Raw genomic sequence first — 12,385 nt, forward strand, 5'->3', positions numbered from 1 at the left:
GGGAGCGAATTATATTGAAGGGATGGCAGCGCCGTTTTCCCGTGGCGCGGCTGTCCCTTCTCTTATGTCGGTTCCCTATGTGAGCCCGCTGTGTCTGGGTTTCTGGGCATAAGAGTTGTCCGGACAAATTTCTGCGGCTATCCTCTCCCATACGCAATCAGGCAGTGGGAGCAAAGCCATGGTTGGATTATCGCGACGGGGTTTTCTGAAAGCCAGCGGAGCCACCGCGCTGCTGCTTAACACATCGCATGCACGAGCGAATGAAGCTGCCGATGTGATAGTCCTTGGCGCCGGTCTCGCGGGTCTTCATGCCGCGCTGCAGCTGGCTGATGCGGGTGCATCTGTGATCGTGCTTGAGGCCAAGGAGCGTGCTGGTGGTCGGGTGCAAACCTTGTTCGATCTGCCAGGCATTCCCGAAGCCGGCGGCACCCAATTGAGCTCCAACTATCGCCGGTTTGTGGGTTTGGCCGAGCGGTTTGAGATTCCGTTGATGGAAGATTCCCCAATGCAGCGGGATGGCGCGCCCGAGTTATATGTCGCCATGCGCGGCCAGTCCGTATTGCCGGATCAATGGGCCGGTCACCCGCTCAATCCCTTTGATGGCCCGCTTGCCAACTTGCCGCCATGGGCCCTGCCATTTGCGGCAATGGGCCGCGATAATCCGCTGCCCGAAATCGCCAGCTGGCGCGATCCCGACTTTGCCGAATGGGATAAGCCCGTCTCCGAACATCTTGGCTGGACGAGCGAACAGCTACGTCTCGGTTTCGGGATCAATCCTGGATATGGTGCCTCGGCCTATAGCCAGTCGACGTTGATGTGGTTTCAGATCATGAAAGCTATTGCCGCGCCCGGCGGTCGGCTCCTGACGGTAGATGGCGGCAATCAGAGAGTTCCCAATGCGATGGCTGCAGCGTTGGGAGACAGGGTGCGTTACGGCAGGGCCGCTCGCCATATCGAGAGCGATGCGGACGGTGTCGTTGTGAGGACAATGGACGGATCCACCTATCGCGGGCGCGATTGCGTGATCACTCTACCAACGAGTGCGTTGCGAACGGTTGATATCGACCCGGCCCCGCCGCGATTGCAGCAGCGCGGCATTCGCAGTTTACCGTATAATCGGGTTGTACGTGCCTATTTCGTGCCGGAGCGGCGTTATTGGGAGGAGGATGGCCTACCGCCCTCGATCTGGAGTGACAGCTATGCCGGCCGAATCTTCGCGCTGCGGGGTGGCGGCGGAACGGAAATCACGATGATGCAAAGCTTCATCACGGGTCGCGCGGCCGAACTTCTGGATCGCATGCCGCAATCCGATGCTATGGCGCTGATCCAGGCCGAAATTGAACACGTACGGCCGGCAGCGCGCGGAGCATTGCGACCCGTTGCCTATGTCAGCTGGGGCAATGATCCTTATGCCGGTGGTGCCTATGCCTGTTGGGCTCCCGGTCAGATTAGCGCTTTCGCCGATGCCGTGTCGCAGCCGCATGGCCGACTGACCTTTGCAGGCGAGCATACTGCCGTCCGCGCGCGGGGTATTGAGGGCGCACTTGAATCTGCCGAACGCGCGGTGCGGGAGGTATCGGCACGCAATTAGGAGCAGCTGAGAACGAGGGGCAGCACAGATGTCCATGCATGATCGATTATCACTCTCGCGTCGTAAGGTGCTTGGTGCAGCGGCCGCTACATCCGCGCTGGGTATTTCGGTACAAGCGCTTGGGCAGGATCAGGTCGCGAGCGCAAGAGAGCCGCGGACGACATTTCTGTTGGTCCATGGCGCTTGGCACGGCGGGTGGTGTTGGCGCGACGTCCGCGCCGTTCTTGAGGGTGCGGGCCACCGGGTTATTACACCCACATTGTCCGGGCTTGGCGAACGGGCGCATCTCATGTCGCCGGAAATCGGTCTGGCGACCCATATCGAAGATATCCTCGCGGTGATCCGGTTCGAGGATTTGTCGAATTTTGTGCTGGTCGGCCATAGCTATGGCGGCATGGTGATCACCGGTGTTGTCGATGCCATGCGCGATCGCATTTCGCATATCGTCTATCTCGACGCTGCGCGGCCGACGCACGGTCAATCGATGATCACGCAGGGGCCGGACCGGCCCGTCGCCGTGATCGAGCAAACCGAAGCGGCGCTGCGCAGGCTGGCGCCTGACGGGGCCGCAATGAACGCGTTCCCGCCAGAGCTGTTGGGAATTCCGGCTGATCACCCCAGCTATGGCTGGGTCGCAGAACGGCTGACACCTCATCCGCTCAAGACCTGGCTCGACCCCATCGCGCTCGAAAATGGAGGATCGGACGGGTTGGCGCGTAGCTATATTCACTGCACCGATCCGGTTCTGCCAAATAGCAGCTTTCCGTGGCATGCCGCGGAAACCGAAGCGGATCCAACCTGGCACTATCGGGCACTCGCGACTGGGCATGATGCGATGATCACCGCACCACGAGAAACGGCGGCACTCCTTTTGGAGGCCGCCGTAACTGCGTGACGAAATTGTTCGCTTGGCTTTAGAAGCCGGCGCTTACCGCAACACCGAAGTGACGGCTGCGGCGCAGCGAACCAACAAAGCTCCGACGGAAGCTGTTATCGGCATCTGCATAGCGCAGAACCAGCGGTGAGCTGTCTTCGTTCGTCAGGTTGTTGACGTAGAAGTGGACCCGATAATTGTCGTTCTGAACGCCGATCCGGGCATTCACCAATGTCGTGTCTCCATTGTTGATCAGGTTATGCACCTGAGAGAAGACGCGGCTGCGATGGCTGATATTCGCACCAGCGAAGAATTCCCAACCGCCGCTGCCAATGTCCGTACGATAATCAATATCGGCAAACATCGTGTGGCGTGAGGTACGCGGAATCTGCCGTCCGGCAATCGATCCGAAGAGCGCGTTGCCCGAGCCGCAAGGCTGGGTGATGAACTGCAATCCCGTCGAGCAATTGTTCAGACCATCATCGCGGATATCGTTGAGCAGACCTTCATTCTGATCAAACCCGCTCGTGAATTCCGGATCAAGCAACGTATAGTTGGCCGTGAAGGTCCAGTTCGGGTTCGGACGAACCTGCGCTTCAATTTCAAAGCCCATGATCCGCGCATCACCGGCATTGGTGATGGCCGAGACCGTATTGTTGGCCGCCTGTACATTCTGGGTCAGCTGATAACCGTCTATCTCGTTCAAGAAGGCGGCAAAGTTCAGCGTGAGATCACCGAACTGGTTCTTTGAACCGATTTCATACGAAACAGCATCTTCCTGCTCATAGGTTGGAACACCAGCGGCAATGGCGGTGATGCCATTGAAACCGCCCGGCTTCGTACCCGTGGCGAACACGGCGTAGAAGAGATTGTCCGGCGTCATCTGATAGCTCAGGGTGATCCGCGGATCGAAGCTGTCAAAAGTAGCCCGCGCCATGGACTGATTAAGGATCGGTCCGCCTTCATCCTGTTCTACGGCGCTGAAGTTGATCCGCTCAGACGCGTAGCGACCTTCGACCGTCAGCTCGAGATTGTCGGTGATGTCGATGCCGACCGAACCGAAAATGGCGAGGTTGCGGATATCGGTTTCCGTCATGTCCCGTGAGTTGGGGGTCGACGGACCAAAGAACGGAACAATGCTCCCGCAGATTGGATTTGCCGCACATAGAGCAAGCTGTTGTCCAAAGGCTGCGCCGAAACTGGCTCCAGCCTGAGCACCGGCATTGGCCGGGACCTGGCGAACATCCTGCGTGTCTTCGCTCTGATCGAAATAATAACCACCAAGCAGGAAGCGGAAGCCATCGCCTTCATAAGCGAGCCGCAATTCCTGGCTGATATCTGTCGTATCGGTCAGGCCTTCAAAGCTGAAGTCCACCGTTGCCCCGACATAGCCATATTGGAATGGGGGGAAGGGGAAGCCCGCAAACGGGAAACCACCGGGCGTGAAGACTGCTGTCTGGAATGCGCCCGCTGCGTAATCGGCATCCGAACGGAACAATGTGTCGCGATCGTTAAAGCCGGTGAGCGATGTCAGAGTCATCTCTTCGCTCAGATCGATTTCGATCCGGGCCGAGAGATTGAGCGTATCGATAAAGGTGCCTGCCCGATTGCCGGCAGCAAATTGGATGCTCGGATCCGCGGTGATCACGCCGGGTTGCAGCGTGCCGCAGAAATAGCGGCCTGCACCGCCATAGAGCGTACCATTATCGAAGATGCAGTTATTCTGGGTGGCATCTTGCGAGAAGAGTGCGGCCTGGCCGTCATCGACTTCCGAATAATAGCCACGCAGGCGCACCCGTACCGGGCTGCCGGTCGGCTCATAGGCAATGACGCCGGAGAAGGTGAGCGATTCTTCCTGGCCGAAGGTGACGCCGGTGACCGGATTGCGATGCTCGCCGCCGAAATCATACCAGCGGACCTGCGCCCCAGCGGTCAGGCCGTCGGCAAGGCCGCCTTCGATGTTTGCGGTCAGCTCATAGCGATCATCTTCGGACGCATCGAAGCTGATACGGCCGCCGAACTCATCGCTCGGCGAGCGGGTGACGATGTTGATCGCCCCCGAATAGGTGTTGCGTCCATAGAGCGCTGATTGCGGGCCTTTGACGACTTCGAGCCGTTCGATATCGTCGACATTATAGTCGGAGATCGAACCGGTGATGTAGATGCCGTCGATAAAGGTCGCGACGCCGGAATCGCCAAGGATATTGGCTTGGCCGCGAATGACCGGACGGTTGGAATCGCGCCCGAACTCGTTGTCGAAGCTCAGACCGGCCGTCGTATTGGCGATGTCGGTCAGATCCTGCAGGTTGAGCTGCTCGATCGTCTCCGCTGTCGCCACAGCAACCGAAACCGGCGCGTTCTGCAGCGCTTCATTGCGCCGCCGTGCAGTCACGATGATCGGCGCATTGCCGGAGGACGAAGCGAGTGCGTCGCCGCTTGTCTGCGCGCTGGCCGCGCCCGGCAAAGCGATTGCGGCAATGCCGGCCGTTGTGGCCAGCAAAAAACCCTTGTTACGTGAAATCATTATTCCCTCCCAAAACTCCCGGACTGATCAGTCCAAGTCTACAGTAAATTTGTCCAGACAAATTTTAATTTTGATACAGTGAAATCTCAAACTGTGGCGCAAGTGCAACGCATCTGTTGTGGTAATGTTAGGCTTGGTTGTGGTCAGCGAAACCCGCTGGACACCGGATTACGTCGATTCCGAGCAGTTCGGTATCTGGCGTGAGATAATCGGAACGGACCGGTTCGTTCCGAGCAAGATCTGTCGACAGATAGCGCGCATTATTGTCGCACAATATGGTCGCAACCGGGCAATCCGCACCGCGTTCGGCAATCACCTGCAGTGCAGCGAGCAGATTGGCCCCACTCGATATCCCGACGCCAAGGCCAAGCCGATTGGCCAATTGCTGGGCCATCAGTATTGCATCGCCATCCGCAACGGCAAGCACCGGCGCAAGCTCGTCCAGCTTCACAATATCGGGGATGAACTCGTCGGAGACACCCTGAATGCGATGATGACCGACCTTGTGACCGGTCGACAGGGTCGGCGATTCAGCCGGCTCCACAGGGTGGACGGCAATGTCATGGCCGTTGGTCGCACAATAGCGCGCGGCGCCCATCACGGTTCCACCCGTGCCCACGCCGGCAACAAAAGCGGCGGGGTTCACGCCAATACTCGCCATCTGCGCGTATAGCTCTGGCATGGTGCCATCGGCATGCGCGCGCCAGTTATCGTCATTCTCAAACTGTCGCGACAAGAAGGCGCCCTCGCGCTTTGCCATGGCTTCGGCCCGGGCGATCGCACCGAGAAAGCCGCCTTCGTCCTTCGAAACCAGTTTCAGTTCCGCGCCATGCCCGGCAAGCAGCGCGCGTCGCTCGGCGCTCATCCAGTCCGGCATGAAGATTGTGACCGGATGGCCGAGCGCTCGACCCAGGGCCGCAAGGGCAATACCGGCATTGCCGCTGGTTGCTTCGACAATCGGCTGGCCAGGCTGCAATTCGCCGCGTTCCTTCGCGCGCGACAGGATGCCATGCGCCATCCTATCCTTGATCGATCCGGTCAGATTGAGAAACTCGGCCTTGGCATAGACGGTCGCCTGATCGCCGCGAAAGCGCAAATGAATGGCGATCAATGGGGTCTGGCCAACCAGCTCTCGCAATGGCGCGCAGCACGGTTGCATCGTCGAGGATGCGTGTGGCTGACGATGCGCCAACACGGGTTCAGTAAGCACGAATATCTCTCCTACGGACTGTCAAAGCTAAACAGTCGAAACTGAGAAATCATCGCCAAAATTTCAGCTTTTTGGGCTTATATGGTGCAAAATATTCTGATAATAGCCACTAATATGAAAAATATTGATGATACCGATCGCCAGATACTGGGCCTGTTGCAAGAGGATGCAACGCGCTCGCTTGAGACGATTGCCGAGCATTTGTCGTTATCGGTCAATAATGTCTGGCGGCGCGTGAAGCGGTTGGAAGGCGATGGCGTGATCGCCCGCCGGGTGGCGCTGGTCGATCCGGAGGCAGTCGGGCTTAATGTCACGGTGTTCGTCGCGATCAAGACCAATGATCACAGCGAAGGCTGGCTTGAATCCTTCGCCAAGGCCGCCCGGGCTCTACCCGAAGTCGTCGAGCTGTATCGTATGGCCGGCGATGTCGACTATTTCGTCAAGCTGCTGGTCCGCGACGTCGGCGATTATGATCGCGTCTACCGCAAGCTCATCGCCACCGCGCCAATGAGCGATGTGAGCGCCAGCTTTGCGATGGAGCGCATCAAATTCGATACCGCCGTGCCGTTATAGTGGAGATCAGGCGACGGCGCCGGCTTCTTTCAGCGCCGCGATGTCGCTTTCCGAATAGCCCAGGCCGGACAAAACCTGATCGCTTTGGTCGCCCGGTTCGGGAAGCTGGTCAGGCCCGCCAGTGCGCGAGCCGTTCATGTCGATCGGCAAGACCGGTAGCTGGACCGTGCGACCATCGGTCAGTGTGACATCCTGCAACCCGCCACTGGCGGCCAGATGCGGATCGTCGAACAATTCCTCCGGCTTGCCGATGGGCGCAAAGGGGAGGCCGGTGCCGTCGAGCTTTGCGATCAGCTCGGCGCTGGTAAATGTCTTCATCAGTGCTCGGATCTCGGGCATGATCTCGTCTCGGGCTTCGACACGGGAATTATTCTCACGCAGTTCCTCGCGCGCCCACAGATCGTCCAATCCAAACAGCGCGCAGAATTTCTCCCACAGCGCGTCGGTCACCACGCCGACAAAAACCGGCTCATCGGCCGTTTCGAACACATCATAGATGGCCCAGGCGGACACCCGTGCGGGCATGGGCGCAGCCGCCTGGCCGGTCACCGCCTTTTGCGCCATATGCTGGCCGACCAGATAAACTGTCGTCTCGAACAAGGACGCCTGCACTTTCTGGCCGCGCCCAGACCGATGGCGTTCTTCAACCGCGGCGAGGATCGCGATAACGCCAAACATGCCGCCGGTTACATCGATCACGCTGGCTCCGGCGCGCAACGGCTTGCCGGGCGGGCCGGTCATATAAGCAAGCCCGCCCATCATCTGGGCAACTTCGTCCAGTGCGGTGCGGTTTTCATAGGGGCCGGGCAGAAAGCCTTTTTCCGAGCAGTAAATGAGGCGCGGATTGGTTTCGGCGAGCGCGTCATAGCCAAGGCCCAGTTTTTCCATTGCTCCGGGACGGTAATTCTCGATCAGGATATCAGCGCTCTCGACCAGCTTTTGCGCGGCCTCGAGCCCCTGCGGGTCCTTGAGATTGAGGCACAGGCTTTGCTTGTGGCGATTATACATGGGGAAATAGCCGCCGCCTGACCCGAGCAGGCGCCGGGTCCTATCGCCTCCGATCGGTTCGACGCGAACAACCTCCGCGCCGAGTTCGGCGAGCATTGCGCCGGCTGCCGGTCCCATCACCATATGCGTGAATTCAACGACCTTGAGGCCCGAAAGCGGTCCATCACCCATTATGCCGCCTCCTCAAAGCCAAGCGGTAATCCCGCATCCGGTGTAAATCCGTAGAGAGGTTCGCCTGGTAAGGCGGCGGCGACGATCTCGCGCACCGTGAGCAGCTTGGGAAGGTCGATCCCGGTTTCGAGATCCATCGCTTCGAGCATGAAGACAAGATCTTCGGTCACGATATTGCCAGACGCGCCCGGCGCGAATGGGCAACCGCCCAATCCGCCGAGCGAGGCATCGAATGTCGTGATCCCTTCCTCAAGCCCGGCCACCACATTGGCGAGGCCAAGACCGCGGGTATTGTGCAGGTGGAGTGTGTTGAGCTTGTCCGCGCCAACCGCATCTTTCACCTTGCGAACAAGGCGTCGCACCTGTTCGGGATTGGCATAGCCGGTCGTGTCGGAAAGGCCGACTTCGGCGACCCCTGCTTCCATGGACGCTTCGGCAAGGCGCACGACCTGGTCTTCGGCCACGGGGCCCTCGATGGTGCAGCCAAAGGCCGTCGACAGACCGACTTCAAAATGCGGGCGCGCGCCGTCCGGCTGGGCTGCGACAAGCTCTGCAATTGCGCGGATCTCGGCCAGCATGGCCGGGTGATCCTTGCGCACATTGTTGATGCTGTGTGTTTCGGACATCGAGAAGGGGATCGACATTTTGTCGACGCCGGCTTCGATCGCCCGTTCTGCGCCTTTGAGATTGGGGATCAGGGCAACGACATCGAGGTTCGGGAGTGTCTTGGCAAAGGCGACCAGTTCGGCGGTATCCGCCATTTGCGGCAGCAATGATGGCGGCACGAAACTGCCCACCTCAATCTCGGACACGCCTGCTGCGGCTTCGGCTTCGATCCAGGCTTTCTTGGCGTCGAGCGGCATGACCCGATCGATGCTTTGGAGCCCGTCTCGCGGGCCGACTTCTGAGATATGGATATGGCCGGTCATGTGGGGTCTCCCAAATATATCCAGGGTCGCGCCTGGCGGTCCGCCTGTTGCCACGCGGCAATGCTATCGGTGTTTTTGAGTGTCAGGTCGATGGCGTCCAGCCCCTCGGTCAGCATCGCCCTGGCTTCCTCGGCAATGGTGAAATCCCAGCGGTGATCATCATCCAGCATCACGGTCTGGGCGGGCAGGTCGATGGTAACGGGCGAGTTGGCAGCGGCGATCTCATCTATGGCGGCACGGTCGAGCGCGAGCGGCAACACGCCGTTCCGCACGGCATTGCCGGCGAAAATGGGCGCAAAGCTCTCCGCGATAATCGCTCGAATGCCATATTCGGCGAGGGCCCAAACCGCATGTTCACGGCTCGATCCGCAACCGAAATTGCGACCCGACAGCAAGACCTGGCTGCCGGAATAAGCGGGTTTATTGAGGACAAAATCAGGATCCGGATCGCGTCCGCCAATCTTTGTGTAGCGATGTCCGGCAAACAGGCCGTCGGCGAGGCCGGTCTTGCCTGTGCTCTTCATCTCGCGCGACGGAATGATCTGGTCTGTATCCACATTGTCGCGGAGAAACGGTGCGGGCAGGGCGGTGAATATGGTGAGCGGTTCAGCCATGGGAGTCTTTCCGCTCAAGAAACCGTTTGGGCTGAGCCTGTCGAAGCCCTGCAGTTTCTTCTGCTGACCGCTTTGAAGAAGTACAGCCCTTCGACAGGCTCAGGGCGAACGGATTCATTGTAATGCCGTGCATCACTGTGCCTCCCTTGGGTCGGCAATGGCGCCTGCCAATGCGCTGGCCACCACGGTTTCGGGGCTGGCAATATGGGTTTTGACATTGGGCCCTTGGCGGCTTTCGAAATTGCGATTGGTCGAGGAGATGACGCGCGCGCCCTCGCCAAAGCTTTCGCCGCCGGAATAGAAGCACATTGAACAGCCGCTCTCGCGCCACTCAAAGCCGGCGTCGGTGAACAGCCGGTCAATGCCCTCGGCCTCCGCGGCGCGTTTGACATGGCTCGAGCCGGGCACGCAGATTGCCGTGATTCCCTCGGCAATATGTTTGCCCTTGAGCATCGCCGAGGCGCGGCGGAGGTCGGAGAGGCGGCTATTGGTGCAACTGCCGATAAAGGCGGCATCGATTGCAAGGCCCTTCAGCGGCTGGCCGGGTTTCAGGGCCATATAAGACAGTGGACGCGGCTCGGCATCGTCGGGAACTTGGCCATCGATGGTGACGCTCGCTTCCGGGCTGGTGCCCCAGCTGACCATCGGTGCGATCATTGCGGCATCGATCCGGATTTCCGCATCGAAATGCGCGCCGGGGTCGCTTGCGAGAGCCTGCCAATGTGTGAGTGCCGTATCCCATTGTTTGCCGGTCGGCGCATATCGGCGATCCTCCAGCCAGGCATAGGTCTTCTCATCGGGGGCGATGAAGCCGCTCATCGCGGAAAATTCGGTCACCATGTTGCACAGCGTCATCCGGCCTTCCATCGACAGGGCGCGTACCGCTTCGCCGGCAAATTCTACCGCATGGCCCTTGCCGCCGGCCGCGCCATGGACCGCGATCAGCGCGAGGATCATATCCTTGGGCGTCACCCCTGGCGGCAGCGCGCCATCAAATGTCACGCGCATCGATTTGGGCTTGTCGAGACGTAATGTGCCGGTCGCCATTGCATGCTCGGCTTCGGACGATCCGATGCCCCAGGCGAGAGCGCCAAAGGCCCCCTGGGTGCAGGTATGGCTGTCTGGCGCGATCAACGTGCACCCGGGCAGGACGATGCCCAGCTCGGGCGAGATGACATGAACGATCCCCTGATCGGGATCCGTTACATCGAACAGAGTGATGCCGGCCGCCTCGGCAGCGGCACGCAACTCGGTGATAAATATCTGTCCGCCGGGCATCAGGGTCTGGTCGCCGCGGCCGGGACGGGTATCAACAATATGATCGGCGACCGCAAAGACGCGGGCCGGGTCCGCGACGGTCCGCCCGGCTTCGGCCAGCGCGTTGAGCGCGGCAGGGCCGGTCCGCTCGTGCAGGAAGACCCGGTCGATCGCGATCAGCTGCGCGCCGCCCGGAAGGTCGGCAACCGCGTGGCTGTCCCATAATTTATCGAAAAGGCTGGTCGCTGCGCTCAGGATGCTGCTCCCTTGTGGCGATCGAGCAGAGCTTCATGCCAAGCGCGTGCGGCGCGGGCCTGGAGCAGCTCAAGATGCTCGATGGCGAGCTTTTCAGGCGCCAGATCGCCAGGATCGAAGGCACGCGCATGGTCCGCATCGGCGGCGTACCAGGGCTCGTAGAAATGCCGCGCGCGCACGACCTGCCAGGCGGTCGTCAGATAGGCGCCGAACCGGTCCGGCGTCAGATCCGGATAGAGCTGGGCTGGATCGCCTGTTGGGGCGCTGGGACCATCAATGGTTGCGGCGCTGAACGAGTCCGCGATCGCACCGATCACCGCCTGCCACCTTTGCCAGTCGGTGGGTGCATCGCCGGTCCAGTCATCAGAGAGGCCATGGCCCGGAAGATCGATATGCAGGGTCCCGCTGTCCGCTTGTGCAGCACTGGCCCGCCCCGGCGCATGCAGGATCAGCGCGTCCGCACCCGGATCGCCGCGCCAATGTATCAGGCCGTCAAAGCCGCCATGGGCAATCGCGACAAAGCCGCGATCTGGTGCTTCGGGCAACTCGGGTGCCGGTGCATGATCGCCGTTCCGCAAATGATCGAGGCTCGCTTGCTGGTGATCGGCCGGCGTCTCGACCTTGCGGGCCGACCAGCCTGTCGGCATCTCGCCCAACCGATCGATATGCTCCTGCAACGGATCGCCATCATAGGCGGTGATCAGGCACGGCGGCATCGCTGCATCAGCCGGCGGAATATCCCGCGGCGCACGGAGCACCGCGCCATAGCCCGCCTGATAGGCGTTCCCGGCGTCGAGCATCTCGCGGACGACAGCGTTAACGCGTACCGGATCCGCATGAGCCACCGATAGCCGATGCGCTTCATCGGTCGCGAACCAGGGGAAGAACCAGCTTTGCTCGAGGATCCGGTTCCATAGCCAGGTCAGATGCTCGCCATAATCACTCGGATGAAAGGGCGGGAGATAGGCATCGCCAAACAGCTCCATTTCCGCTGGCGTCCAGACGGCATAACCGCCCATGGCAACCCGGCTGAAGCGATCGGGCTGTTGCTTCACCGCCGTCATCAGGATGATCGCACCCGAATGAAACCCATAGGCGGCGCAGTGATCAATCCCGAGCGCATCGAGCAGATCATGCACGGCAGCCGCGAAATCATTGATGTCTGGATTGCCCGGCAGCGGATCGGACTGGCCAAACCCTGGCGTGTCGGGCGCTATACAGGTGAAATGCGGCGACCATGTCTCCATGAGCGCCTCATATTCAGCCGAGCTGCGCGGAGATTGGTGGATCATCAGCAGGATCGGTCCGGATCCTGCCTTGCGATAATGCACCGTGCGATTGCCGATGCGAATGAAATGGCGAGTGATGGTCATCATCTC

The 12,385-nt window shown here is 60.2% G+C and carries 10 protein-coding genes; 3 read left to right on the top strand and 7 right to left on the bottom strand.

Translation table 11 applies throughout. From position 1 onward, the window contains the following. Positions 1-178: 178 nt before the first annotated feature. On the top strand, positions 179-1,591 hold the full coding sequence (locus tag HFP51_RS13200; protein WP_176876179.1) for an FAD-dependent oxidoreductase: 1,413 nt from the start codon (positions 179-181) through the stop codon (positions 1,589-1,591). Between the two features lie 28 nt (positions 1,592-1,619). Beyond that, positions 1,620-2,486: an alpha/beta fold hydrolase gene (locus HFP51_RS13205; RefSeq protein ID WP_218135306.1), complete on the top strand. Its 867-nt coding sequence runs from the start codon at positions 1,620-1,622 to the stop codon at positions 2,484-2,486. A gap of 19 nt (positions 2,487-2,505) precedes the next feature. On the opposite strand, the gene HFP51_RS13210 is transcribed toward HFP51_RS13205, so the two are convergent. Together HFP51_RS13210 and HFP51_RS13215 are read right to left on the bottom strand one after the other, a co-directional pair. Beyond that, the gene (locus tag HFP51_RS13210) at positions 2,506-4,989 is read right to left on the bottom strand and encodes a TonB-dependent receptor (RefSeq protein ID WP_176876180.1); all 2,484 of its coding nucleotides are present in this window, start codon (positions 4,987-4,989) and stop codon (positions 2,506-2,508) included. A gap of 127 nt (positions 4,990-5,116) precedes the next feature. Then, positions 5,117-6,199, bottom strand: a complete 1,083-nt coding sequence (locus HFP51_RS13215; protein ID WP_218135307.1) for a PLP-dependent cysteine synthase family protein — start codon at positions 6,197-6,199, stop codon at positions 5,117-5,119. A gap of 114 nt (positions 6,200-6,313) precedes the next feature. Between HFP51_RS13215 and HFP51_RS13220 the strand changes: the two genes are divergently transcribed. After that, positions 6,314-6,772: an Lrp/AsnC family transcriptional regulator gene (locus HFP51_RS13220; RefSeq protein WP_176876181.1), complete on the top strand. Its 459-nt coding sequence runs from the start codon at positions 6,314-6,316 to the stop codon at positions 6,770-6,772. A gap of 6 nt (positions 6,773-6,778) precedes the next feature. On the opposite strand, the gene HFP51_RS13225 is transcribed toward HFP51_RS13220, so the two are convergent. The 5 genes from HFP51_RS13225 to HFP51_RS13245 form a co-directional block, all read right to left on the bottom strand. Then, positions 6,779-7,951, bottom strand: a complete 1,173-nt coding sequence (locus HFP51_RS13225) for a CaiB/BaiF CoA-transferase family protein (RefSeq protein ID WP_176876182.1) — start codon at positions 7,949-7,951, stop codon at positions 6,779-6,781. After that, the gene (locus HFP51_RS13230; protein ID WP_176876183.1) at positions 7,951-8,880 is read right to left on the bottom strand and encodes a hydroxymethylglutaryl-CoA lyase; all 930 of its coding nucleotides are present in this window, start codon (positions 8,878-8,880) and stop codon (positions 7,951-7,953) included. Before HFP51_RS13230 ends, HFP51_RS13225 begins: the two co-directional genes overlap by 1 nt. Beyond that, positions 8,877-9,494 (bottom strand): 3-isopropylmalate dehydratase small subunit, encoded by a 618-nt coding sequence (gene leuD, locus HFP51_RS13235; RefSeq protein WP_176876184.1) that lies wholly within the window; start codon positions 9,492-9,494, stop codon positions 8,877-8,879. Before leuD ends, HFP51_RS13230 begins: the two co-directional genes overlap by 4 nt. Before the next feature lie 132 nt (positions 9,495-9,626). Next, the gene (locus tag HFP51_RS13240) at positions 9,627-11,006 is read right to left on the bottom strand and encodes a 3-isopropylmalate dehydratase large subunit (protein ID WP_176876702.1); all 1,380 of its coding nucleotides are present in this window, start codon (positions 11,004-11,006) and stop codon (positions 9,627-9,629) included. Further along, positions 11,003-12,382 carry an alpha/beta fold hydrolase gene (locus HFP51_RS13245; RefSeq protein ID WP_255454674.1) on the bottom strand — a complete coding sequence of 460 codons (1,380 nt, stop codon included), beginning with the start codon at positions 12,380-12,382 and terminating at the stop codon, positions 11,003-11,005. The genes HFP51_RS13240 and HFP51_RS13245 overlap by 4 nt, the downstream gene beginning before the upstream one ends. Positions 12,383-12,385 lie beyond the last annotated feature (3 nt).

This window comes from Parasphingopyxis sp. CP4, from assembly GCF_013378055.1.
GTDB lineage: Bacteria > Pseudomonadota > Alphaproteobacteria > Sphingomonadales > Sphingomonadaceae > Parasphingopyxis.